Source organism: Bacillus sp. FSL H8-0516, assembly GCF_038635285.1.
In the GTDB taxonomy this organism is placed as follows: domain Bacteria; phylum Bacillota; class Bacilli; order Bacillales; family Bacillaceae; genus Bacillus; species Bacillus safensis.
The window spans coordinates 2838126-2863276 of sequence record NZ_CP152051.1 but is presented as its reverse complement, the minus strand read 5'-3'; the positions used below and the strand labels follow the sequence as shown (position 1 = coordinate 2863276).

Below are 25151 nucleotides of genomic sequence, written 5' to 3'. Positions count from 1 at the left end.
GCAGCACCAATCTATTATACTTCCAAAAGATGTAAAATTACATAAAATGTTAAAATATGGTATTTAGGTTGTGGGTTTGCCCTGAGTGACATTAACATGGGTCATTGCATACGCTGTGGGTAAATACACAAGTAAAGGGGCAGGTAGGATGGCACAACAAGGAAGTCCGCAGCTTGTTTCATTAGTTGATCCATATGTTTATCAAACATTGCAGAAAGTGATCGGTATGAGATTAATTGTTCAAACAGTGAAAGATACAGTGCGCGGAAAATTGAAGGAAGTCATGCCGGATCATATTGTGATTGAGGCGGGGGCAAAATCAGTTTTTTATGTGCGGATCCAGCAAATTGTATCGGTGATGCCTGATCACAGTGAAAGAGTGTAACAAGCAGACGCAAAGGTGTCTGCTTTTTTCACGCTTATAGAATGTATATCTGGAAAAAGTGCATGATATACCAATTGTTCTTTTTTTTACAAAAAATGAGGTTCTAAAACAAGAAGCAGTTGACAGAAGGTGGGTTGAATAGTAGTTTTTTAATAAGATCAATACGTAACAGGAGGAGCATCTTTGTTAAAATCTAAAGTTCATTTTTGGACATTCCAAATATTACTTGTTTTACTCATTGTTTATGTATCAACAAAGGTTTCGTTTTTATTTCAGCCGATTATTTTATTTGCATCCACCTTGTTTGTTCCCATCTTGCTGGCTGGGATTCTCTTTTTCATCTTTAATCCAATTGTTCGATTTTTGTCCAAGAAAATTCCTAGGACACTTGCTATCCTGATCATTTATCTTTTGTTCATCGGACTCATCACGTTCATTGTGAATGCTGCGGGACCGGTTATTGTCACACAGGTCGGTGGACTTGTCAAAAGCTTCCCTGGTTATGTGACGGATATGCAGAAATTTATCAACGATTTCTCACATTCTAAAACATTCACTTGGATGATGAACCAAGATTATGTCTCCGTCTCGAAGTTTGAACAGACAATTGTTTCGACATTAAAAGGTTTGCCGGAAAATATTGCTTCAAGCATGTCTGCTGTGTTTGGCGTGATTGCTAATATTGCTTTAGCTGTGATCACAGTTCCATTCATTTTGTTTTATATGTTGAAAGACGGACATAAGTTTCCGGACAAGCTCGTTCAATTTTTGCCAATGCCTTACCGTAAGGAAGGATTGAAAATCTTTAAAGAATTAAACGATACACTTGCGGCTTACATACAAGGACAGATTGTTGTCTGTTTATTTGTTGGAGTGGCTTGTTTTATCGGATACTTATTAATCGGTGTGAAATATGCGCTCATTCTCGGCATTATCATTGCGGTCACAAATGTGATTCCGTACCTTGGGCCATATCTTGGCGCGGCACCAGCTGTGCTTATTGCGTTTCTTGATTCGCCTGGAAAAGCGGTGGTGACAGTCATTGTCATTCTTGTCGTTCAGCAAATTGACGGAAATGTCATTTCTCCATTGATCATTGGAAAACGCCTCAACACACATCCTTTGACCATCATCCTGCTATTAATTGGGGCAGGAAGCTTTGGCGGAATCCTTGGCATGATCTTTGCGGTCCCTGTCTATGCACTGCTCAAAGCCATCACCTTGAATATTGTCAGATTGGTGCAGCTGCGTCAGCGATCTCGCAAAGAACAGCATTTAAACGTCTAGGACAGATGCACACCTTTTCCCTACTTGCATAAGATGATTGAGATAAGCAGATAGGGGGAGATTCTGATGCCTGCAATCGTTGGACCTATTCATATCGAGTCGTTAGGAGGAAACGGTGCAGCTACTTTCGGTGATGTCCTGGCCATTGCCCCTTTGGCTGTAGACCACTCTACTGGCGGTGCGGGAGCCTTTAATTCAGGTGATTATATGTCGCTTACAAGTAATCCGAATGCCACGATGCTTTGGGACTTTACATTGTTTGGCCAGCCTCAATCATTTAATGCATAGGAAGGCAGCTGATACTCACAGATCAGCTGTCTTTTTTATTTTTCATACACGTATTTTTAAGCTGGGCATATGATGTGGGGAGAAAAGGTGGTGGAAAGATGCCAGCGATTGTTGGGCCTATTCATATTGACCGTGTGATTGGAAATGGTTCTGCACATTTCGGTGATGTTTTTGCCATTTCGCCAAAAAGTGTCGATCACTCCGCCGGTGGATCAGGTACCTATAATGCAGGGGACTTTGTCCAATTTTTTAGCAGTCCAAACGTTACGTTTATGTGGGATATAAACCTGATCAGCCAGCAAAAGAGCTTTAATGCATAGCCAGCTTTGAAAGGGAATTCCTTTTCAGAAGCTGTCTTTTTTTATGGTACAATAGATATGGATGTAAGAAGAAAAAAGAGGTGTGAACTGAGTCAAATGAAAATTAGAAAAGCACACATCACAAGCGGACAACTAAAGACCTACAATGTATATTTACATGAAAATAAAAAAGAATATAAAACGCTTGTAGCCGTACCTGACATTGAATGGAGTATTTCCATTGCGTATGAGGACGAAAAGGAGCAGCTCATCCATACGCTTGAACAATCCTTAATGGAAAGAGTAGAAACAGACGAAGCCCGTGACCTCGCACTCAAAATTGTGCACTGGGTCACAGAAATGTAAATTTAGAAACCAGGAGTGAAAACAGCGATGAAAGAAGAATCCGTAGACTTTTATTTGCAGCAAGGGATATTTGGACATGCTGAAACAAAACCTGATGAACGAAGGATGTTTCTTGGTTCATTAAGGGAACGAGCGCTTCTCGCCCTGACAAAGGGACAGGTATCAAGAAATAAACCGTATCAAGAGGTGGAACAAGTATTGAAGGCCAATCGACAGGCCACCCTACTTTTAAATGGTGAACTGTCTTATGCTTCTTATTCTCAATATGTGAAAATGGCAAATGCCGCTGGATGTTCCTTTAAAGTGGTGAATCATCACGAAGCACACTCTCCTTTTGGTCTTGTCATCGAGATGCCTGATGCGGTCAATCAGGAGCATATCTATATAGAGGATGAGCTGTTTCAAAAAGCTTTTTCTCATGAATCTGTTGAATAGGTTTCCCTAGTGAAATGAATAAGCTATAATGATTCAAAAGAGCATATGGGAGAGATGCGGATGGGCAAAGCGTTGATTTGTATTGATTATACAGTTGATTTTGTTGCAGACGATGGAAAACTGACATGCGGAAAGCCTGGACAGGCGATTGAGTCTAAGATCACAGAGATCACTTCTTCATTTATTGATGAAGGCCACTTTGTCGTCTTTGCTGTCGATCATCATGAAGAAGAGGACCCTTATCATCCAGAGACAAAGTTATTTCCGCCCCATAATATTCGCGGAACAGAGGGTATTGAACTTTATGGACAACTAAGTTCACTATTTCACACGTCAAAACATTTAAAACATGTCTACTATATGGAAAAAACAAGATACTCTGCTTTTGCAGGCACTCAATTAGAAATGAAACTGCGCGAGCGCGGCATCACGGAACTTCACTTAGCCGGCGTATGTACCGATATTTGTGTACTTCATACAGCTGTTGATGCGTACAATAAAGGCTTCGAACTTGTGATTCACCAAAATGCTGTGGCGAGTTTTAATGAAGCGGGGCACGAGTGGGCACTTTCTCACTTTGAGCAGTCGCTTGGTGCGAAAGTGGTTAAGTAAGGGAAGGAGAATGGAAGTTGGAGCATCGGTTTAATGACGACAGTTTATCACTACATACAGATCTTTATCAAATTAACATGGCAGAAACGTATTGGAGAGACGGCATTCATGAGAAGAAGGCAGTCTTTGAACTCTTCTTTAGAAAGCTTCCATTTGACAATGGCTTCGCTGTATTTGCTGGCTTAGAGAAAGCGATTGAATATTTATCGGACTTTTCCTTCACCGAAAGCGATCTGGCTTATTTAAAAGATGAACTCGGTTATAAAAGCGATTTCATTGACTATTTAAGCGGGTTGTCCTTTACAGGTACACTTCATTCAATGCGAGAAGGGGAAATTGTCTTTGCGAATGAACCGATTATGCGCATCGAGGCAACGCTTGTTGAAGCTCAGTTAATTGAAACGGCATTGCTCAATATCGTGAATTTCCAGACGCTGATTGCAACAAAAGCGGCTCGGATTAAAGGAATTATTGAAGATGAGACAGCATTAGAATTTGGAACAAGACGTGCGCATGAAATGGATGCGGCGATGTGGGGAGCAAGAGCAGCACTCATCGGTGGCTTTCAGGCGACAAGTAATGTTCGTGCTGGGAAACGCTTCAACATTCCAGTATCAGGAACACATGCCCACGCACTTGTACAAGCATACCGCGATGAATATACAGCATTTAAAAAATATGCTGAAACACATACAGACTGTGTCTTTTTAGTCGATACGTATGATACTGTCAGATCAGGTATTCCGAATGCGATTAAGGTAGCGAAAGAATTTGGAGACAAAATCAACTTCATTGGTGTCAGACTTGATAGCGGAGATCTTGCATACTTGTCTAAAAAGGCTAGAACAATGCTGGATGAAGCAGGATTCCATGATGCCAAAGTCATTGCATCAAGCGATCTTGATGAACACACCATTATGAACTTAAAGGCACAGGGCGCCAAAATTGATGTGTGGGGTGTTGGAACAAAACTGATCACAGCATTCGATCAGCCAGCCCTCGGTGCAGTGTATAAACTGGTGTCCATTGAAGAAAACGGCAAAATGAATGATACCATCAAAATTTCATCCAATCCAGAGAAAGTGACAACACCAGGCCGTAAACGTGTGTACCGCATTATCAATCAATTGAATCATCATTCTGAGGGTGACTACATTGCGCTTGAAGAGGAAGATGTTCATAGTGAGGATAAACTAAAAATGTTCCATCCTGTGCATACATTTATTAGTAAATTCGTGACAAACTTTGTGGCGAAAGATCTTCACGTCCCGATTTTTGAGCAAGGAAAACTTGTCTATGACAATCCAGATATTCAAACGATTCAAGCCTACGTGCAGGACAGTCTTGGACTCTTCTGGGAGGAATACAAACGAATCAGCAAACCAGAAGAATATCCAGTTGATTTGAGTCAAAAATGCTGGGATAATAAAATGCAGTTTATCCATGATGTGAAAAATAAAATCAAAAAAGAGCTTTATGAAAGCGAATGATTTGAAGAAAGGGAGACCATCAAGCCAGGTGGTCTCTTTTTTTTATTTTGACCGATTGAAATTGAACTAAAAGCGCAATCATTTGGTATACTGAAAGCACATCTTGTTTGTCATGGCATAAAGGAGGATTGGAGCAGTTGAGGGTGTTTGTTGCGAGACAGCCTATTTTTAACAGAAAAGAACAAGTCGTATCATATGAGCTGCTTTATAGAGATAGTGAAACCAATACATATAGCGCTGAAGACGGTGATCAAGCGACAACGGACCTCATTATCAATAGTTTTCTAAATATCGGCATCGAAACACTGACAGAAGGAAAACGATGCTATATTAATTTCACCGAAAGCTTACTTTCATCTGATCTGCTCACCTATTTTGATCCGCATCAGCTTGTGATCGAGATATTAGAAAATGTACCGATTACCCCGGCACTTATTATGAGATGTAAGCAGTTAAAAAAATGGGGATATACGATTGCACTCGATGATTTCTTCCTAAACGGAACACATTATAGTGACAAGCTGCTTGAGGAACTCCTCTATTGCATAGATATTTTAAAAATTGACTTTCTGAAAACCACAACGCAAGAACGAAGAGATATTCTGCATTCGTATAAAAAGTATCGCCTTCGATTCCTAGCAGAAAAGGTAGAAACGAGAAGAGAATATGAAGAGGCACTAGAAGCGGGCTTCCACTTGTTTCAAGGGTATTTCTTTAGTGAGCCGCATGTGATATCGGGACGAGCATTATCGACCAGCTTCCATGCGTACCATCAGCTTTTAAATGAGTTAAGCAAGGACCAGCCGAATATCCAGACCGTGACCCATTTTATTGAAAGTGACCTTTCGCTATCATATCAATTATTAAAAATGCTGAATTCAGGCGGCATGAGACGTCTTTATCAAATTAAAAGTATCCGGCAGGCGATTATCCTGCTTGGGTTTAATGAAATTCGGCGCTGGATCTTTATCCTTTCATTTAAAGAACTGAATGTTCAAGCTAACTCAAGCCAAAAAGAAATCATCAAAATGTCATTCATTCGTGCCAAAACGTGTGAACTGATTGCTTCTCGTACTGAACGAGAGCACCCCGCCTCTTATATGCTGACAGGTATGTTTTCTCTCATTGATACGCTTGTCAGGGCAGATATCACAGAACTTGTAAAGGAACTGCCGCTTTCTGATGAAGTTGGCGAGGCACTGCTTGGCTATGAAAATGATTATTCTTTTGTGCTAGGTGTGGCCAAACGTATTGAACGAAATGAATGGGATGATGAAATGTTAGATGGAAATCTCCCGAAACAGGAAGCCTATGGGTGTTATATAGAAGCCATTGAATGGTGCCATAAAATGTTTGAATCTTAAGAAAAGCCGCTCGTGTGAGAGCGGCTTTTTCTTTGTCATGCCCACTTTAAAAGAAGAAAAAGTCTGCTGGAGGCAAGAGACAAGTAGATTCGAATGCCTTCTGGACTAAAGCGGATATCAATGCCGCTTTTCACACCAATTTGCTTCAGCATTCGGCTCACACTTGTGGAATCAGAGCGCTCAGCAGCCTCCATGATGCGCTGCGCAAACGGAAGGGAGCTTGAAATTTGCTGCGTGATGAGTGAAGCATCAGCAACGAGACGGGCCGATTCCTTTGCGGCTCGTTGAAATGAGTGGGCATCTACTGGAGGAAAAGTCATTGGCGTGCGCGGCGGGTATGCGTGGTTCATTGCGGGAACCTGCAAAGCAGGATAAGGAACATAGTAAAACACATGGTCACCTCTTCTCTCATTGACGTGAAATTGGACGGATATCTGTTCTAAATGTATGTAGAAAATCAGAATAAAGAATCAAAATGATCTTTCTATCTTTGTAATTCCAGCATAAAAATAGGTACTTTTGCGGTCAATTTCGGTGAATGTCGCCAAAAAATTGCGGTGTCCACAATAGCGTCTGTCGTCTGACCTATGACACGCAAAACCGAAGATACAGAGGGGATCGTACGTTCTATCGGGAGAGAAGTGTGACGAATGATGCCTATTCCTGTCGCAAAAATGACGCAATTCCTTTGAAATTGAGATAAAAGTATGATTTGAAAAGTCAGAAAATGATGAAAAAAGACCTATTGAATTTTGCGGTATCACGCACACGTTTTGTGCATACTTTTCGGTGAAAAAATACTCAATTACATTTACACTGTTAGTAACAGATCAAATACTTATGACCCAATCACCATACACAAATACATTGATCTTCCAAAAAAGGAGAGTGGAATCGATGGAAAAGTATGAAATCGAAGAACTTAAACAATTATTATGGAAACTTGAAAACGAAATCAGAGAAACAACGGCTTCTCTTCATAACATTAACAAAAGCATTGATCAATACGACAAATATGAATATGTGAAAATTTCTTAAAGACTTGATAATCATCAAGTCTTTTTTTTATCCAAATACATACAAAAAAAGGATATATTATTATATAATTGTTAAATAGTGATGTCAGTGGACATTTGCTCATGTCTTTTTAGTAAAATAAAAGACGAAAGGGTGAGGTACAAGATCGAGTATGCTAAACTATCTAGAGAATACAAAAATCAAGCAGAATATGTCTGATTTTATTCAACATGCAGTCAGGCAGAATGATTTACAAAAGCTGCTTCTTGAATTTACAGATAGAAAAAAAGAATTTCCTCTTGGTCAATTGGCTTACCAGCATTATGAGGCATTTGGCGGACAAGACAAGCAAGCGATTACAAAACTGGCAGCAGGGATTGAACTTCTCATTTTATCTGCCGATATATTAGATGATATTGAAGATCAAGACAATGATTCGTATCCTTGGATGAACGTCGATCAAGGAGTGGCCATCAATGCTTCTACGTATTTGTATACGGTGAGTATCCAATTCATCACATCAATATGTGAAAATAATTCTCAACTATTAGAGAAACTGTTCCATTTCATTAAAATGTCAATGGAAGGGCAGCACGAGGATTTGCGTCATTTGCATGGAACAGAAGAAGAGTGTGTAGAGGTTTTAAAGAAAAAATCAGGATCTTTAACAGCTATTTCTAGCGTATTGGGTGTTTATTTAGCGACAGGAAAAATAAACGCCACTGTGGAATCTTATTCGATATATTATGGTGTTGCTGAACAGATCAGTAACGATTTTTTTGCGTTATTTTCAAAATCAAACGGAGATTTTCAAAAAAAACAAACGCTGGCATTCAGTTATTTACAAAGACGTTTTAACGATGCCAGTCAAGAGCTTCTTTCCTTTTTTTCTAAGCGGCTGGATGAGTCAGAGCAAAAGCCGTTTCAACTGAAGCAGAAGTTACTTGAAGCTGGTTTGACTCAGTACATGGTATCGATGAGAGAGATTATGCTGTTAAAAATGAAGCAAGGAATTGAACAACTTGATTTACCGGGGAAGAAGAAGGAACAATTATGTGCATTTATGACAAAGGAGGGCAATGATTGAACATTCAAAATGTTATTGCATATTTAGTGAAAAATCCTGGTGTTGTGAATGAATTGGACTTAGGGAATGCAAGTTTAATTCACACAGATGAGCAAACCATGCAAGCAATCATTCAGGGGATTAAAAAAGGGCAAATGTCTGCAGATTATATATGGTACTATAAATGATACTATTCATTTAAAAATGTTTTAAAAGTTCTCCAGTTAAGGATGTTTTTTACATGAAGATAACTTATACGAAACTATCTGCTTTTTTAGTTTTTCTGTCTTTTTTATTTGTGATCTATGTTTCATATATTTATGTATTTGATATTTTTAATGGAGCACGTGTAGCGGAGAACAAGAACGGTCAAGCAGAAGTTGTCAAAGTTGAGTATCTTTCTTTAGCCTACACATCAGGATTAGAAGAAGGAGATATTATACTTAAAATCAATGGGGAACCTGCTAACAACAAAGATCATTTGATCAATGGTGAGCTTAGGAATGTGCAAAGAATTGATATTCAAAGAGGCAACCAAATGATCACCCTAAAAAATAAGACATTGATTGGTCAAGAAAGTTTATTTGTCTATATAATTCCTCTCATCCTGTATTCAATTTGTTTATTTTGTATCTTCTTTATCATTCGAATTAACAAAGAGGCCCAACGAAAATCAGCATTTCTTTTAGTTGTATTTTTATTAACAATTTGTATCGGATATCTTAGTGCAGGTACTTCAGGTATTGGTGAGAGATTTAGCCATTATGTGATCGTATTTTGTTTATCAAGTGTATTTGTCTTTTATATTCATTTCATTTATCAATATTTCAAAGAGTTTGACCTGCATATAACGACTCAAAAAACAATTCGCTTTTTATATAGTCTTCCTATAATTAATCTAGTAATAGAGTTATTTGTTCCGATTGATTCGGCGATAGCCAGATACATGCCAAGTTTAAATCTTTTATTCTTTTTCGCTTCTATTATCATGTCATTCAAAGTGATTATCAATGGAATGCGGAAATATAAAGAGACAGAGCAGGGGTCTGTTTTAAAGTTTTTTGTCATGATAAATATCATAGCATTTTGTCCATTTATCTTTTTATTTGCAATTCCATATGTTTTGTTTCGTATTTATGTGGTAGATCCCTTTTTCTTAACTTCTTTTGTCTTGCTCATTCCTTTTTCACTCGTGTATCAATTTATGACGAACAAGCTTTACAATATGGATTTTTTGATAAGCAGACTGAAATACTATGGGTTTCTTGCCATTACACCGACCGTTTTTGTTGTTGTCACGTTTTACATTCTGCAAAAACCAGAAGATTTGAAGTACACATTGAAGCTCGCATTAATCACCTATACACTCATGTTGGCTGTTTTCTATTTCAAAGAAATTCTAGATTTCCGTTTTCGTCTGAAGCGTTTTTCAGAGAAGCATAATTACCAGGACAGTGTGTTTAAATTCACGCAGCTCATTCGTGAGGCGTCCTCACTTCATCAAGTGCTGTATCATTTGAAATACACCATTTTAGAAGTGCTTGTTGTGAATAAAGCCTTTGTGCTTGAGGTGAAAGCTGACGGACAAATTATTGAAATTGATGAATCGACAAATGATAGTCAGCTATGGAAAGAATACGTGGATCAATTTCAAGATATTTTAGGTGAAGTCGGGAAAATTATTGAGCTTGATAAAGGGTTTATGATGAAAATTGGCGAACGGGGCGGTCACTCGTTTATCATTTGCTGCTTATCCAATATACAGACACCGAAATTAACGCGTGATGAGATTTCTTGGCTAAAAACATTAGCCTTTTATACAAGTGTCAGTTTAGAAAATGTCGTCAAAATCGAAGAATTGATGGAGCATCTTGATGATTTGAAACAGCGTGAGGCCAATCCTGCCTGGCTGAAGAAAATCATGTTTGCTATGGAAGAAAAGCAGCGTTCAGATTTAGCGAGAGATCTTCATGATTCCGTGCTGCAGGACTTGATATCACTAAAAAGGCAGTCGGAGATGTTTTTAACGAATTTCCAAAACAACCAATGCCCGACATCTATTGAAAATTCGCTTATCTCATGGAATGATCAAATGTCCAAAGTGATTCAAACGACGAGAGAAACGTGTCATGAGCTTCGCCCGCAGCTGCTGTATGATTTAGGTTTAGTAAAGGCGATATCGAAGCTGACTTCTCAAATTCAGGAGGAAGCGCCGTTTCATATTAGGCTGAATACGACACGCTTTGATAAAGAATTGGACATTGATATTGATTCACAGCTGAATATTTACCGAATTGTTCAGGAGCTGTTATCCAACGCCCTGAAGCACTCAAAAGCCACTCAAGTGTTAGTGATGCTGATTTGTATTAAAGATCAGGTTGTTCTTCACTATGAGGATGATGGAGTCGGTTTTGATGCCAGTCATCTTGATCAGCACACAATGAGCATGGGGCTATCGGGAATTAGAGAACGAGTCAAAGCGTTAAATGGAAAGCTTCAAATTCACACAGCCCCGGAAAAAGGGCTTAAGGTGAAAATTGAAATGGAATTGTAACGATTTATTAAGGATTAAGACTTGGCATCAGCCAAGTCTTTTATATAAAATGGAAGTGAGTGATTTAAAGGGAGGAAGACATGAAGAAGATATTGGTCATTGATGATCATCCGGCTGTCATGGAAGGGACAAAAAGCATATTAGAATCAGACCAGCAGCTATCAGTCGATTGTTTAAGTCCTGATGCAGAAGCCGCCTTTTTAAAGACGCATGACTTTTCCATCTATGATGTGATTTTAATGGATTTAAATCTCGGGGATATCAATGGAATGGACATTGCGAAACAAATTTTAGAAACCAACCATCAAGTGAAAATTATCATTTATACAGGGTATGAAGTAGATGATTATTTTGAAGAGGCTATTCGGGCTGGATTACACGGTGCAATTAGCAAAACAGAGACGAAAGACAAAATTATTGAATACATACACCGGACATTGCAAGGGGAAGTTGTCATTCAGCTGTCCTATTTAAAGAAATTAATTTCACAGCAGCAAGAAAAGCCAGAACAGGCGCAGCAGACTGATCACGATCTCTTAACCGAACGGGAGTGTTTGATCCTTAGAGAAGTGGAAAAAGGATACACGAACCAGGAGATTGCCGATGTGCTTCATTTGAGCAAACGGTCAATTGAGTACAGTTTGACATCCATCTTTAATAAGCTGAATGTTGGATCTCGTACAGAAGCGGTGTTAATTGCCAAGTCTGAAAGTGTGCTGTAAACGTGTGAAGGGAGAGGGCCTTAATGGATGTGAGCGGATCAAATACACTGCTTGAGGCACTAGGCATTGAAATTGTAGAGTGCAATAAATCACGATGCGTTGCAACAATGCCAGTCGATCACAGAACAAAACAGCCATTTGGACTGCTGCACGGAGGAGCATCTGCTGCTCTAGCAGAAACAGTGGCGAGCATGGGGGCTGCGGCTCATTTAGACTTAACGCAGCAAGTTTGCTCAGGTATTGAAATCAATGCCAATCATTTAAAATCTGTACGCGATGGAGTTGTGACAGCGACAGCTGTTCCTGTACATGTAGGACGGCGTACAATGGTATTTCAAATCGATATAAAAGATGATCGAGACCGGCACATCTGTACGTCAAGATGCACACTTGCTGTCATTGATCGCATATAAAAAAGCTCCCGGTGCAGCGGAAGCTTTTTTTGTATGCTGTTGAGAGGTAAAAAAAGAATGGCCTAACATGTCAGGCCATTTTTTTCGCTGCTTATAAATAAGAATCTTCTTTTCGCTTAATCACAAAGTTACGGAAACCGCCATAATCATCTTGGACACTGCGTTTGTCGAGCTTAACACCAGTATTGTAGGCGGCTCTTCCGATTAAGTGTGCGCCGACTGGTGCTGTCAGGAAGATAAATACGATGCCGAGAAGGATTTTTGCAGAAATAACGCCTGCAAGAAACCATTCGTGAAAAAACACACCTACTAAAATCAGAACAACGCCAAGGGTCGATGCTTTTGATGCAGCATGCATACGTGTGTAAACATCCGGCAGGCGAAGGACACCAATGGCTGAAATCAAACAAAGGATAGCGCCTAGCAGGATAAAGAAAATCACGATGGCTTTAGCGATGACGATCATTTTCAATCACTTCCCCTTTCTCAAGGAATTTGGAAAAAGCGACAGTACCGATAAAGGCAAGGATGCCGAGCAGTAAAATAATTTCAAAGAATGCAGTCGTTTTCAGTAAAATTGAAACGATGGCTGTCATCCCAATTAAATTGATTCCTATCGCATCAAGCGCACTCACACGATCAGGAATAGAGGGGCCTTTGATCACTCGTACCACAAAAAGCAAGGTAGACAGTGCAAGAATGCCAAGTGACATTTGCAAAATGAGTTCCATTACTTACCGCTCACCTCCTGAATCGCTTTTTCAAATGAAACCCGGATATCGTGAATGGCTTTTTCAGCATCTTCAATATCCATCGCATGAATGTATAAAATGGACCGATCATCGGAAATATCAATTACTAATGTACCTGGTGTCAATGTAATCATATTTGACAGTATGGTGATTTCCCAATCTGTTTTCAAGTCCGTACGAAAGGCGAAAATACCGGGCTTAATCTTGAGCTTTGGAGATAATACAGTCTTTAATACACTTAAATTGGCAAGAAGCAGCTCGCGAATGAAAATGATGATCAGCTTGAAAATTGCATAAAGGGCATAGCCGTAAAAACGCTGCGGGAAAAATCGACGCAGCATAAAAATGGCGATCATCCCTAATGCAAAACCTGATACAAAGTCTGCGGCTCTGTATGTATCATTCATAAACATCCATGTAAAGGCGAGGAGTGCGTTTAGTAATATTTGAAAGGCCATGTTCATCTACTCCTTCAGCACAGCTTGAATATATTTTTCTGGTGTAGAGAGCATTTCTGCTGCTTGATTGATATAAGGGGCAATGAACTCTGTCCCTAACCCAATGGCAAGCGATAAGACAACAAGCAGTACGCCAGGATACACCATTCCTTTAATTGACGGCTTTCTTCTTCGCATATCCTGTTCCTCGCCCCAAAATGCGGACATGAAAATCTTCATAATAGAGTAGAGGACAAGGAGACTGGACAGTAAGACCAGGATAGAAAACGTCATGTATCCAGCAGAAAATCCACCTTCCACAATTTTTAGTTTTCCAACAAAGCCACTCAGCGGCGGAATTCCTGCAAGCGATAAAGCCGATATGAAAAACATCCATCCTAATAGAGGCTGGGATTGAATCAGTCCGCCCATTTTTTTCAGTTGATTTGTACCAGCATACACAAAGAGGGCACCTGCCAGCATAAATAAAGCCCCTTTGATCACCATGTCGTGAATGAGATAATAAATGGCACCTTGGAGTGATGCAGGTGTGTTGGCTGCAAATCCAAACAAAATGACCCCAACAGCTGTGACAATGTTATAAATCACGATCTTTTGCACATCAGAATAGGCGATCGAGCCTATCACACCGAATATCACCGTCAGTGCGGCAAGCCACGCCATGAGTGTATGGGTGAAGCCTGTATCGTGTATAAAAATTAATGTAAAGACTCTTGCGATCGCATATAAGCCAACCTTAGTGAGCAAAGCCCCAAATAGAGCTGAAATCGCTGCTGGAGGCGCGTGATACGATCCTGGCAGCCAGAAATAAAGCGGGAAAATCCCAGCTTTTAAGCCGAATACAATGAGGAACAGGATGGAAATAACAGTGATTAGCCCTGTTTGTCCTGATTCAGCTATTTTCACACTTAAATCAGCCATATTGAGCGTACCCGTCACTGCATATAAACAGGCGACTCCGACAATAAATAAGGCCGACGAGATGATATTAAACACAATATATTTGAGTGATTCACGAAGCTGAGGCTTTGATCCGCCTAATACAATAAGCATATAAGATGCCATCAGCAGTAACTCAAAGAATACAAACAGGTTGAAAATATCTCCCGTTAAAAAGGCTCCGCTCACGCCAGCTAACAAAAACTGTACGCCAGAATAATAGAAGAGCCGCTCTCTTTCTTCCCCAATCGTTTGAAAGGAGAAGAGGACTGTCACAAGCCCGACAACGGAAGCGGTCAGCACAAGGAGTGCAGCAAATTGATCGGCCACAAGGGCAATCCCAAATGGCGCTTTCCAGCCGCCCAAATAAAGGGTTTGTATCCCATTTGTGAAAATCGTTTGAACCAAATATGCATTACATATAATGGCTGAAAGAGATGCCAAGACACTAAAGACTCTTGACAGCATGATGTTTTTATTCATAAAGATCAATAGTGTAGCAGCTAGTAATGGAATTAATATAGGCAGGATCACGAGATTATTCATGCTGATCATTTCCTCTCATTTGATCCATGTCATCTGTTCGCAGCTCTTGGAAGGCACGGAAGGCCATGACAAGTAATAAGGATGTCACACCAAAAGCAATGACAATGGCTGTTAAAATTAATGCTTGTGGCAATGGATCCACATAGGATGTGAGCCCCTCTTTTAGCACTGGAGGCGCTCCTTTTTTTAAACCGCCCATTGTTAAAAGAAGCAAGTGGACGCCGTGGCTCAAAACAGCAGTACCGACGATGACCCGCAGAAGGCTCTTTGACAGCATCAAATAGGTCGCCGCCATAAAAATAATTCCGACGATAATAGACATTAGAAATTCCATTATTCCTTCTCTCCAATCATTTGAATAATGGTCATGGTGACACCGACAACAACCAAATATACACCGATATCAAACAGGACGGCTGTCGCCAGTTCTGTTTTCCCTAAAAACGGTAATTGGAAATAATCAAATGCATGGGATAGAAAAGGTGCACCGAATAGAAAGGATCCCATACCGGTTAGGATTGCAACAAGCAAACCGGCTCCAGTTACATAAATAAAATCAAATGGCAAAATGCGTCTTACTGTCTTCAGATCATAGGCTAAAAGCAGAAGAACGACAGCCGCAGCACTCATCAGCCCGCCAATGAATCCGCCGCCAGGATTGTTATGCCCCGCAAGAAATAGGTGAAGGGAGAAAAGCAAGATGATGAATGCTGTGATTTTTGTTGTGACTTGCAAAAGCATATCATTCGTATCAATCTTTCTCATCGCCGCACACCTCTCTTCCGTTTTGCTTGGGTTTTTAATAACCCATAAATACCAAGTGCCGCAATGGCGAGCACGGTAATTTCAAAAAGGGTATCAAAGCCCCTGAAATCTACAAGAATGACATTGACAATATTGTCACCGCCAGCAAGTTTGTAGCTGTTTTCAATAAAGTAAGTTGAGATGGTGTCAAGTGACTGCTGACTTGTGGAAGCGAAAGCTAGACAAGTGACAACAACCCCAACGCCTAATGAAATGATGAAATTGGTCATTTTGAATCTTCTTGTTTTTTGCTTTAAGCTCAGCTTTGGCAAATGATAGAAGCAAAGCAAAAACAGTGCGACAGAAATCGTTTCAATAATCAGCTGCGTTAGCGCAAGGTCAGGTGCTCTGAAAATCACGAAGAATAATGACAGCGTGTAGCCCATGACACCTAGTGCAATAATAGCTGTTAATCGTGAACTTGCGAATACTGTGGCAATCGTCGCCGCCACCATCACAAGTGAAAGAATCACCTCATACGTGCCAATTGAGGCAGCCTGATCAGTTTGAAATGAAAAGGCCTGCTGATAAAACATCACGCCGCCAATGACGATAATCATGAACCCAAACACATAGACAAGATAGTCACGAAGAAAACCAGTCATATAACTGTTTGTCAGGCGGTATGAACCTTTTTCTAAACCGATAAGAGAGCGGTCGTATAAAGCGTTAAATGACCACTTTTCCTTAAAGATGTTGTACATTGGACGCCATTTTGAAAGCGTCAAGTAGCCGATTGTGCCGAGTACAACAACACCTATTGTCATATAGAGCTCTGGCTGGAAGCCATGCCATGCTTCAATTTTCACAGAAAAACGGCTTCCTGTTTCAATCGCTTCAGGAATGATCGCCGCAATCGCAGGTTCAATGACAGAATAGGCAAGAATATTAGGGAAAAAGAAGAAGGTGACCACAAGTGCAGCTAGAATGATGGGCGGAATGAGCATGCCGATCGGTGCTTCATGCGGTTTTTTCTCCAATTGGTCTATATTCAGACGGCCTCTAAACGTTTTAAAGAGGAGCATCATACTATAAATGAACGTAAAGACACTAGCGAGCCAAGCGAGTGCTGGGAAGATGGCACCCCATGTTGAAACGTCTGTAAAGCTGATATCAGAAATCCGTATCATACTTGTGAAAAATAGCTCTTTACTTAAGAAACCGTTAAATGGCGGTAATCCGGCCATTGAAAATGTACCGATTAACGTAATTGTGAAGGTAATCGGCATGATCGTCATTAATCCGCCTAATTTCCGAATGTCACGAGTCCCTGTTTCATGATCGATAATACCAGCTGCCATAAAGAGACTGCCTTTAAACGTAGCATGGTTAATGAGGTGAAAAATAGCTGCAAGAACGGCTGCACCAAAAAAGGCAGGATTGTTTTCATGAATTGCAGCTGCACCGACGCCAAGCATGAGCATAATCATGCCGAGCTGGCTCACTGTCGAATAGGCCAGAATGGCTTTCAAATCGTTTTGCCGGACGGCGTGGAATGATCCCCAGAATAATGTGACAAGCCCAACGATGGAAATGGTCCAGAACCATACCTCTGATATAGCAAAGATTGGACTGAAGCGCGCAACAAGATAAATACCGGCTTTCACCATCGTAGCAGAATGCAGATAACTGCTCACAGGGGTCGGTGCTTCCATTGCATCAGGCAGCCAGATATAGAATGGGAACTGCGCTGATTTCGTAAAGGCACCTAGTAAGATTAGGATCATGGCAGGGATAAAGTAAGGTGATGCCATAATGAGCTGAAGCTGATTGACTGCTTCACGAATACTGAATGAATCAGTAATCAGGTAAATGAGGATGAAGCCACCAAGCATAGCTAATCCGCCAAAAACAGTAATAAGCAGTGATTTCGTTGCTCCATATCTAGAGCGCTCCCGCTTATACCAATACCCAATTAAGAGGAAGGAAGAGATACTTGTTAACTCCCAAAACAAGTATAAAACCACCATGTTGTCAGAAAGAACGACACCCAGCATCGCGGTCATAAACATGAGCAAATACGTGTAGAAAGAGCCAAGCTGTTCTTTTTCCTTTGATAAGTAGAAAATACTGTACAGCACCACTAGTGAGCCGATACCTGTAATTAATAAAGCAAATAACAGGCTGAGACCATCGACATACACAGTGAAATTCATCCCTAAAGATGGAATCCATTCAGCCTGTGAGAAAAGCGTTCGTCCATTCGAAGTGATGTGTAACATTTGGATGAAATAGGTAAATAAAAGAATCGGCAAGATGAGAACAAACCATCCTGTATGTATACGCCTCACATATTTGTAAAGGAAAGGTACAACAAAAGCGAGTAAAAAAGGTGATAGGATGGCGAAGTGAATAAGCTGCAAGAAAATGAACCTCCTTTGATCAATATAAATTCACGTTCTAAAGAACTGGTAATTAAAATTATAGCGTAAATACAGCCATAGTGCATTGGTTTGAAACGATTTCAAGCAAACTGTATTTGTTTTAGGTTCTTTTGACCACAAAAATAATTTTATCAAAAATGATACTCATTGTATATTGTTTTGTTTTTCGTACATGCTTTTCTTAAAGGAGCTGATCAAATGAAACGAAAGATCGCCATCAGCTTAAGCCTATTCTGCACGATTTTAGGAGGAGCATTCTTGATTGACCGAAATGATCAAAAAAGGTGGCAGGCCGGGAGTGAATGGCCGCTGTTTTCTGAGCATCTTCTTCACATGAGCTATCAAGAAACCAAGCTGTATCCTTTTCAGCCCAGGGAATATTTACGAATTGTATTAGCTGATGAATAAGATCCTATAGGAGAAAAGAAATATAAAAAAAGCATGGGCCCATGTGAGAGCCCATGCTTTTTATGTGTGGTAGTTTAACTAAACACTCTGAGTAAGATCGTTGCACAGATAACAGTTGCTGCTCCGCCAAGTCGTGTAGATACTTGTGCGAAAGGCATAAGACCCATTCTTCCAGAAGCTGAAAGAATTGCAACGTCACCAGTACCGCCAAGTCCGCTGTGACAGCCAGTGACAATAGCAGATTCTACTGGATACATGTTCATTAGTTTTCCAACGAAGTAACCAGAACCAACCATTGCGAGTACAACAGCGATACATACGCATACGAATGGAATCGAGATGACAGTTGCTACATCATCAAGTGGAATGTATAGAATACCAAGACCAACCATCAGCGGCCATGTAAAGCTTTTTGATACAAACTTGTAGAACTGTTGTGAGCCGTTTTGAAGATGTTGAGGCATCACGTTTAAGTATTTGATTAAAGCGGCAAGAACAATCATTAAGATTGGACCTGGAATATGAACAAAGCTTTCTAACAAACCACCAAAGATGAAGGTTGTACAAGCAACAAGTACACCAGCACCCATTAACCCGAAATCAACTTTTGCATCCAAATCTGGCTGCTCGAAAATTTCGTTTGCTTCTTTAGATTTCACAAGACGGCCATTTCCGTTTAGTTCAGGACGTTTTTCACCAAGCTTCTTCAATGCGCCAGCACAGATAATGGCAATGACGTTCCCAATGACAGCCGCAGGAATTAATTGAGAAATTAATGACTCTGCTGATACATCAAGAATTTGTGAATAAGCGATAGATAATGGCAAAATCCCTTCTCCAACACCACCGGCAATAATCGGTACAATAATAAAGAAGAATGAATGATGCGGTGTGTAACCAACTAAAAGGCCAACAAGGATACCAGCACTCACAGCTGCAATTGTACCTGCAACGAGAGGAACAAACATACGAATAAGGCCTTGTACTAAAATAGTTCGCTGCATCCCAAGAATACTACCTACTACAAGAGCAGAGATATAGAAGTAAAGGAAGTTCGACGTTTTCATAAGAGACGTAACCGCTTCCAATGAGTTCGGATTCAGAACATTAAAAAAGACCAGGAACGATGGTACGAATAAAGAAAGAATCGCCGGTCCACCAATATCTTTTAAGATTGGAATACGTTGTCCTACATCTCCAAGGAAAATCCCCAAAATCATAATAACAGCGAAACCACCAAGCATATTTGCTGGAATTTTATTAAAATAAGCGGCAGTTAAAATAATCGCTGCAAGTACTAAATACACAGGTAGATCAATAACACCAATTTTCCAAGACATGATCTTACGGAAAACGCTTTTATTATTGTCAGAATCGTCTGTAATCGATTTCAATTGTTGTGCATTAGCCACATAAACACCCCCAAATGCTATTTGTCTCAATTGTAGAAGATTCTGTGACACTCATCTATTTATTAAACTAAAATAAGTGTAATAAAAGTAAAATAAACAGGAGTTTTTGAGTTTTTTATCATACAAAAATCCCCTGAAGGTAGTTTGTCCTTCAGGGGATTGATCATACATCGTATTTATCGTTTTCCTTTTAGATAAGGCGTACCAAGTGCTTTCGGTGCATCGGCACGTCCGATGAAGCCAGTAAGTGCTAAAATGGTGAGCACATATGGTGCTATGAGCATATACACATTCGGTATATCTTGGAACAGCGGCAGGAGAGAGCCAATGATGCTTAAACTTTGAGCAAATCCAAAGAATAAAGCAGCGCCCATTGCGCCAAATGGATGCCATTTACCAAATACAAGCGCAGCTAGTGCGATGAAGCCTTGTCCAGTAATGGTGGCATGTGAGAAATCTAGCGCGATCGTTGAGGCATAAACAGCTCCGCCAAGACCGCCAAACAGTCCACTAATGAAAACAGCGATGTAACGCATCCGATACACTTTGATACCCATTGTATCAGCTGCCATTGGATGCTCTCCGACTGCACGAAGACGAAGACCAAACGGCATTTTAAATAAAACAAACCAAGCAACAACCGCAAGAGCTAAGGCGAGTATAGACGTATAATAAACATCTTTAAAGAAAATATCACCAATGATCGGAATGTCACTTAAAAGGGGGATATCTCCTTTATAGAAAGGCTCTGTAATTTTATCAGTTTGTGCTTTCCCATAAATCAGTTTGACGACAAACAATGTAGCGCCAAGTGCCAGCATGTTAATCGCCACACCACTGACCGTTTGATCAGCTCGGAAGGTAATGGTCGCCACTGCATGAATCAGTGAGAACAATCCGCCAACGGCCATTCCGACGAGAAGCCCAAGCCACGGGGTCAAGGCTCCAAACGTATCAGCAAAAAATAAGTTAAAGATAATACTGGAAAATGCTCCGACGACCATCAACCCTTCAAGACCGATATTGACAACACCTGATCTTTCTGAAAAGACGCCTCCAAGAGCGGTTAAAATAAGTGGTGCAGCATAAACAAGTGTAGCTGGGACGATGATTTCAAGTATTTGCAGAAATCCCACTTATTTTCCCCCCTTTTTCTTCATTTGTTGAATCACAAGACGGATAATATAGCTTGAGGCGACGAAAAGAATGATGATCGCAATGACAATATCAACAACCTCAGTCGGTACGCCTGATTCAAGCGGCATATTTAATGCACCGACCTTCAATCCACCAAGCAATAATGCAGCAAGGACAACACCAACAGCCGTATTTCCACCTAATAAAGCGACGGCAATTCCATCAAAACCTACGCCTGTAAATGAGCCTTTAATAGAGGCATATTCAAATGTACCAAGACCTTCCATAGCGCCTGCAAGACCTGCAAAAGCACCTGAAATAAGCATCGCATAAATGATATTGCGGCGAACGTTCATGCCAGCATACTGTGATGCCTGCTGGTTCATTCCAACTGCTCGTAATTCAAACCCTTTAGACGTTTTTTGAATAATGATCCACATCACGACCGCAGCAATAATGGCAACAAAAATACCGTTATGCATTCGGGAAAAATCAGTGATCTGCTCAAAAAATCCAGAGCGGAGCGAGGCAGTGGCATCGATTTTATCTGTTTTATCTTTATTATCTGTTAAGACATTTGAGATTAAATAGTTTGTGACATGAAGGGCAATGTAGTTCATCATGATAGTAACGATGACCTCATGCACATAAAAACGAGCTTTTAAAAAACCAGGAATAAAGCCCCATAAAGCACCTGCAGCAGCAGCGGTGATGAGTGCAAGCGGCAGATGAATATACATAGGTGCATGGACAGTTGTTCCAATCCATACAGCAGCTACCCAGCCAACAAGCATTTGACCTTCTACACCGATATTAAACAGGCCTGTCCGAAATGCAAAGGCAACAGCAAGACCTGATAATATATAAGGTGTCACTTGCCTGATGGTTTCTCCCATATAATAGGTTTCACCGAAAACGCCATTCCAAAGGGCGCTATAGCCTTCGATGACACTATAACCGCTTGCCAGCATAATAATGGCCCCAACCAAAAGACCAAGTACAATGGCTATAAGCGGAATCAGCAGATTTGTTAAGCGATTAGACATTTGCTTCTTTCCCCACTTCCTGTTGCGTACTTCCAGCCATTAATAGACCAAGCTCTTGCTCTGTTGTTTCTTTTGGATCAACAATGGCGACAATGCTGCCTTCGAAAATAACAGCGATCTTATCACTGACATTGATAATTTCATCAAGCTCAAAGGAGATGAGCAAAACAGCTTTGCCTGCGTCTCTTTGCTCGATTAGACGTTTATGAACAAATTCAATCGCACCAACATCAAGTCCTCGTGTCGGCTGAGCGGCAATTAATAAATCAGGATTGCGGTCAACTTCACGGCCGATAATGGCTTTTTGCTGGTTACCGCCTGACAGCGCGCGCGCTTCTGTATATTCACTCGGTGTTCTGACGTCATATTCCGCAATGATTCGTTTTGCTTTTTGATAAATATTTTTCATATTCAATAAGCCGAATTTTGAATAAGGACGCTGATAATACGATTGTAAGGAAATGTTTTCTCCAATTGAAAAATCGAGTACAAGTCCATGTTTATGACGATCCTGAGGAATATGTCCAATCCCAGATTCGGTCACTTTGCGAGGCGGGAGATTTTGAATGGCTTTCCCGTTTAGCATGATTGTGCCAGATTCTGATTTTTTTAGACCGGTAATGGCTTCAATTAATTCAGACTGGCCATTGCCATCTACCCCAGCAATTCCGACAATTTCGCCAGCCTTCACTGAGAGGTTCAACTGTTGGACCGCTTCAATTCCTCTGGCGTCTTTTACTGTGAGGTCTTGAATTTGAAGAACCTCCTCAGCAGGAGAAGCAGCTTTTTTGTCTGTTTTAAATGACACTTCACGGCCAACCATGAGGCTTGCAAGTTCGTCTTTATTTGTGCTTTCCACATCAAGTGTACGAATGCCTTGGCCTTTTCGGATAATGGTCACGCGATGACAGGCATCCATAATTTCTTTCAGCTTATGGGTGATTAAAATAATGGATTTGCCTTCATTGATTAAGTTTTTCATAATTTGTATGAGTTCTTTGATTTCTTGAGGTGTTAAAACGGCCGTTGGTTCGTCGAAGATCAAAATGTCAGCGCCGCGGTAAAGTGTTTTTAAGATTTCTGCACGCTGCTGCATGCCGACAGAGATGTCAGATACTTTTGCGGCAGGATCTATTTTCAAACCATAGCGGTCAGAAAGCTCTTGTACTTGCTGTATGGCTTGTTCTTTGTCAATCTTTCCAAACTTCTTGGGCTCTTTACCTAAAATGATGTTTTCAGCGACAGTGAAGGTATCGACAAGCATAAAGTGCTGATGCACCATTCCGATGCCTAAATCACTAGCATCATTTGGACTAGAGATGGTCACAGGTTTTCCGTGTACCTTGATTTCACCTTTTTCAGGCTGGTACAGTCCGAAAAGCACGTTCATGAGCGTTGATTTTCCAGCGCCGTTTTCACCAAGCAGCGCATGAATTTCGCCCTTTTTTAGCTGCAGCGTAATGTTGTCGTTTGCTACAATGCCAGGGAATTCTTTGCGTATATTCAACATTTCAATGACATAATCCACAGGTTTAACCGCTCCTTTTTTAGGGTGCTGATGAAGATAAAAACTAGCAAAAGAAAAGCTGCAAAACGAGGCTGCAGCTTTTCTTTTACCACCTTTTACGAATAAAGAGGAGGTAAAGGAGAGGCAAGGGGATAAGGCGCGCTTATCCCGCTGCTCAAATTAAGCTTTAAAATCTTTTAGTTCATCACGTGTTGCAGGGATTTTCACTTCACCCTTGATGATTTTTTGTTTCCATTCTTCAACTTTCTTTAATACATCTTTATCAAGGTTTTCCTTAGATGGAGAAATGTCAAGAGCGCCTTCTTTCAGACCGTATGTGATCACTTCGCCGCCAGGGAACTTACCATCTTTTGCTTTCGTTGTTAAGTCTTGTACCGCTGTGTCTACTTTCTTAACCATAGAAGTAAGGGTGACACTTTGTTTTGTTCCAGGTACTTTTCCTTCGTCATACTGGTCTTTATCTACACCGATAACCCAAACTTTACGGTTAGGATCCGCTTTTTTCAGGTTTTTCGCTTCTGTGAAGACACCAGTTCCAGTGCCGCCAGCAGCATGATAGATGATGTCGACGCCAGATTTGTACATGCTTTCAGCTGTTGCTTTCCCGATGTCAGCCTTATCGAATGCACCGGCATATTTCACTTCAACTTTTGCTTTCGGGTTAGCTGCTTCAACACCTGCGCGGAAGCCAACTTCGAATTTTCTGACTAATTCAGAATCAACGCCGCCGACGAATCCAATTTTGTTTGATTTTGTAGAAAGAGCAGCCGCAACACCCACAAGGAATGATCCTTCGTTTTCGTTAAATACAATGCTGGCTACGTTGTCTTTTTTCACGACTGCATCAACGATCGCAAAGTGGTTTTTCTTACGTTGATCCGCAATTTCAGAAATTGCATCTTCCATTAAGAAACCAATTCCGTAAATCAGGTCGAATTTCTCACGAGCAAGTGTATTTAAGTTTGTTGTATAGTCAGCATCTGATTTAGATTGTAAGTAATCAAAGCCGTTTTTACCTTTTTTTAGATTGTTGTCTTTCCCAAATGCTTGTAAACCTTCCCAAGCTGATTGGTTAAACGATTTGTCATCGACACCACCGACATCAGTTACCATTGCAACAGTGAATTGATCTTTATCTTTTTTGCTTTCACCGCTGTTTGAGCCAGAGTTGCCGCATGCTCCAAGGATGGTTCCTGCTGCTACGACTAAGGACAATGCTAGTCCAATTTTGCGCTTCTTCAAAACATAACCCCCTATAAAATTTAAAAGTTTCAGAAAAGTCTCGCGAAAAAAGACCGATCTATCTCTTCTCACCCTCCTGAAGAGGGTATTTTATCCTGCTTTCTCATGAAGCTTATGGAGGGCAGGAGAGAAGATGTAAGACATCAGACTTATATCTCGTTGAACTAATCAATCATAATTTATCATTTCCGATCGAA

At 40.6% G+C, this 25151-nt stretch carries 29 protein-coding genes; 16 read left to right on the top strand and 13 right to left on the bottom strand.

The window, feature by feature from the left end; translation table 11 throughout:
- The first annotated feature begins 148 nt into the window (after window positions 1-148).
- The 9 genes from MHB67_RS14640 (at window position 149) to MHB67_RS14600 (ending at window position 6526) form a co-directional block, all read left to right on the top strand.
- Window positions 149-385 (top strand): YuzF family protein, encoded by a 237-nt coding sequence (locus MHB67_RS14640; protein ID WP_024423334.1) that lies wholly within the window; start codon window positions 149-151, stop codon window positions 383-385.
- Window positions 386-568: 183 nt separating this feature from the next.
- Entirely contained in the window at window positions 569-1672 is a 1104-nt protein-coding gene (locus MHB67_RS14635) for an AI-2E family transporter (RefSeq protein WP_024423333.1), read from the top strand.
- Window positions 1673-1738: 66 nt separating this feature from the next.
- Window positions 1739-1960: a spore germination protein gene (locus tag MHB67_RS14630; protein WP_024423332.1), complete on the top strand. Its 222-nt coding sequence runs from the start codon at window positions 1739-1741 to the stop codon at window positions 1958-1960.
- Between the two features lie 98 nt (window positions 1961-2058).
- On the top strand, window positions 2059-2280 hold the full coding sequence (locus MHB67_RS14625) for a spore germination protein (protein ID WP_024423331.1): 222 nt from the start codon (window positions 2059-2061) through the stop codon (window positions 2278-2280).
- Window positions 2281-2376: 96 nt separating this feature from the next.
- On the top strand, window positions 2377-2625 hold the full coding sequence (locus tag MHB67_RS14620) for a YueH family protein (protein ID WP_342492596.1): 249 nt from the start codon (window positions 2377-2379) through the stop codon (window positions 2623-2625).
- 27 nt (window positions 2626-2652) lie between these two features.
- Window positions 2653-3060, top strand: a complete 408-nt coding sequence (locus MHB67_RS14615) for a YueI family protein (RefSeq protein ID WP_151863250.1) — start codon at window positions 2653-2655, stop codon at window positions 3058-3060.
- Window positions 3061-3120: 60 nt separating this feature from the next.
- Window positions 3121-3672, top strand: coding sequence for an isochorismatase family cysteine hydrolase (locus MHB67_RS14610; protein ID WP_024425949.1), 552 nt, complete (start codon window positions 3121-3123; stop codon window positions 3670-3672).
- 17 nt (window positions 3673-3689) lie between these two features.
- Window positions 3690-5162: a nicotinate phosphoribosyltransferase gene (locus tag MHB67_RS14605; RefSeq protein ID WP_024423327.1), complete on the top strand. Its 1473-nt coding sequence runs from the start codon at window positions 3690-3692 to the stop codon at window positions 5160-5162.
- Window positions 5163-5299: 137 nt separating this feature from the next.
- The gene (locus MHB67_RS14600; protein WP_024423326.1) at window positions 5300-6526 is read left to right on the top strand and encodes an HDOD domain-containing protein; all 1227 of its coding nucleotides are present in this window, start codon (window positions 5300-5302) and stop codon (window positions 6524-6526) included.
- Between the two features lie 35 nt (window positions 6527-6561).
- Here the strand turns inward: MHB67_RS14600 and MHB67_RS14595 are convergent, their stop codons facing one another.
- Window positions 6562-6918 (bottom strand): inner spore coat protein, encoded by a 357-nt coding sequence (locus MHB67_RS14595; protein WP_151039930.1) that lies wholly within the window; start codon window positions 6916-6918, stop codon window positions 6562-6564.
- A 505-nt stretch (window positions 6919-7423) separates the two neighbouring features.
- On the opposite strand from MHB67_RS14595, the gene degQ reads away from it, so the two are divergent.
- The 6 genes from degQ (at window position 7424) to MHB67_RS14565 (ending at window position 12298) form a co-directional block, all read left to right on the top strand.
- Entirely contained in the window at window positions 7424-7564 is a 141-nt protein-coding gene (gene degQ, locus MHB67_RS14590) for a degradation enzyme regulation protein DegQ (protein ID WP_003213123.1), read from the top strand.
- 151 nt (window positions 7565-7715) lie between these two features.
- Window positions 7716-8630 (top strand): polyprenyl synthetase family protein, encoded by a 915-nt coding sequence (locus MHB67_RS14585; RefSeq protein ID WP_024423324.1) that lies wholly within the window; start codon window positions 7716-7718, stop codon window positions 8628-8630.
- Window positions 8627-8797: a competence pheromone ComX gene (gene comX, locus MHB67_RS14580; protein WP_073207246.1), complete on the top strand. Its 171-nt coding sequence runs from the start codon at window positions 8627-8629 to the stop codon at window positions 8795-8797. The genes MHB67_RS14585 and comX overlap by 4 nt, the downstream gene beginning before the upstream one ends.
- A gap of 53 nt (window positions 8798-8850) precedes the next feature.
- Entirely contained in the window at window positions 8851-11163 is a 2313-nt protein-coding gene (locus MHB67_RS14575) for an ATP-binding protein (protein ID WP_257802484.1), read from the top strand.
- 80 nt (window positions 11164-11243) lie between these two features.
- Window positions 11244-11885 carry a response regulator transcription factor gene (locus tag MHB67_RS14570; protein WP_024423322.1) on the top strand — a complete coding sequence of 214 codons (642 nt, stop codon included), beginning with the start codon at window positions 11244-11246 and terminating at the stop codon, window positions 11883-11885.
- A gap of 23 nt (window positions 11886-11908) precedes the next feature.
- Window positions 11909-12298 (top strand): hotdog fold thioesterase, encoded by a 390-nt coding sequence (locus MHB67_RS14565; protein WP_024423321.1) that lies wholly within the window; start codon window positions 11909-11911, stop codon window positions 12296-12298.
- Between the two features lie 91 nt (window positions 12299-12389).
- Here MHB67_RS14565 and mnhG read toward each other — a convergent pair whose 3' ends face one another.
- Genes mnhG through MHB67_RS14530 form a run of 7 tightly spaced genes read right to left on the bottom strand, consistent with a single transcriptional unit; the run spans window position 12390 to window position 18160 of the window.
- Window positions 12390-12764, bottom strand: a complete 375-nt coding sequence (mnhG, locus tag MHB67_RS14560; protein ID WP_024423320.1) for a monovalent cation/H(+) antiporter subunit G — start codon at window positions 12762-12764, stop codon at window positions 12390-12392.
- A complete protein-coding gene (locus tag MHB67_RS14555) occupies window positions 12748-13029 on the bottom strand; it encodes a Na(+)/H(+) antiporter subunit F1 (protein WP_024423319.1) in 282 nt (93 codons plus the stop codon). The genes mnhG and MHB67_RS14555 overlap by 17 nt, the downstream gene beginning before the upstream one ends.
- Window positions 13029-13508: a Na+/H+ antiporter subunit E gene (locus MHB67_RS14550; protein ID WP_024423318.1), complete on the bottom strand. Its 480-nt coding sequence runs from the start codon at window positions 13506-13508 to the stop codon at window positions 13029-13031. The genes MHB67_RS14555 and MHB67_RS14550 overlap by 1 nt, the downstream gene beginning before the upstream one ends.
- Window positions 13509-13514: 6 nt before the next feature.
- Window positions 13515-14993, bottom strand: a complete 1479-nt coding sequence (locus tag MHB67_RS14545; protein ID WP_024423317.1) for a Na+/H+ antiporter subunit D — start codon at window positions 14991-14993, stop codon at window positions 13515-13517.
- Window positions 14986-15327, bottom strand: a complete 342-nt coding sequence (locus tag MHB67_RS14540) for a Na(+)/H(+) antiporter subunit C (protein ID WP_024423316.1) — start codon at window positions 15325-15327, stop codon at window positions 14986-14988. Before MHB67_RS14540 ends, MHB67_RS14545 begins: the two co-directional genes overlap by 8 nt.
- Window positions 15327-15758, bottom strand: a complete 432-nt coding sequence (locus MHB67_RS14535) for a Na(+)/H(+) antiporter subunit B (protein ID WP_024423315.1) — start codon at window positions 15756-15758, stop codon at window positions 15327-15329. The genes MHB67_RS14540 and MHB67_RS14535 overlap by 1 nt, the downstream gene beginning before the upstream one ends.
- On the bottom strand, window positions 15755-18160 hold the full coding sequence (locus tag MHB67_RS14530; RefSeq protein WP_103131552.1) for a Na+/H+ antiporter subunit A: 2406 nt from the start codon (window positions 18158-18160) through the stop codon (window positions 15755-15757). Before MHB67_RS14530 ends, MHB67_RS14535 begins: the two co-directional genes overlap by 4 nt.
- Before the next feature lie 219 nt (window positions 18161-18379).
- On the opposite strand from MHB67_RS14530, the gene MHB67_RS14525 reads away from it, so the two are divergent.
- Window positions 18380-18589, top strand: a complete 210-nt coding sequence (locus tag MHB67_RS14525; RefSeq protein WP_024423313.1) for a hypothetical protein — start codon at window positions 18380-18382, stop codon at window positions 18587-18589.
- 74 nt (window positions 18590-18663) lie between these two features.
- Here the strand turns inward: MHB67_RS14525 and MHB67_RS14520 are convergent, their stop codons facing one another.
- The 5 genes from MHB67_RS14520 to MHB67_RS14500 all read right to left on the bottom strand — a co-directional run bounded on the left by MHB67_RS14520 (window position 18664) and on the right by MHB67_RS14500 (window position 24954).
- Complete coding sequence (locus MHB67_RS14520; RefSeq protein ID WP_206534354.1) at window positions 18664-20001, bottom strand: 2-hydroxycarboxylate transporter family protein; 1338 nt, start codon at window positions 19999-20001, stop codon at window positions 18664-18666.
- Window positions 20002-20177: 176 nt separating this feature from the next.
- Complete coding sequence (locus tag MHB67_RS14515; RefSeq protein WP_024423311.1) at window positions 20178-21137, bottom strand: ABC transporter permease; 960 nt, start codon at window positions 21135-21137, stop codon at window positions 20178-20180.
- Window positions 21138-22184, bottom strand: coding sequence for an ABC transporter permease (locus MHB67_RS14510; RefSeq protein WP_025094189.1), 1047 nt, complete (start codon window positions 22182-22184; stop codon window positions 21138-21140). It abuts the gene before it with no gap.
- A complete protein-coding gene (locus tag MHB67_RS14505) occupies window positions 22177-23712 on the bottom strand; it encodes an ABC transporter ATP-binding protein (RefSeq protein WP_133744633.1) in 1536 nt (511 codons plus the stop codon). Before MHB67_RS14505 ends, MHB67_RS14510 begins: the two co-directional genes overlap by 8 nt.
- Window positions 23713-23871: 159 nt before the next feature.
- Window positions 23872-24954, bottom strand: coding sequence for a BMP family protein (locus tag MHB67_RS14500; RefSeq protein WP_024423308.1), 1083 nt, complete (start codon window positions 24952-24954; stop codon window positions 23872-23874).
- Window positions 24955-25151 lie beyond the last annotated feature (197 nt).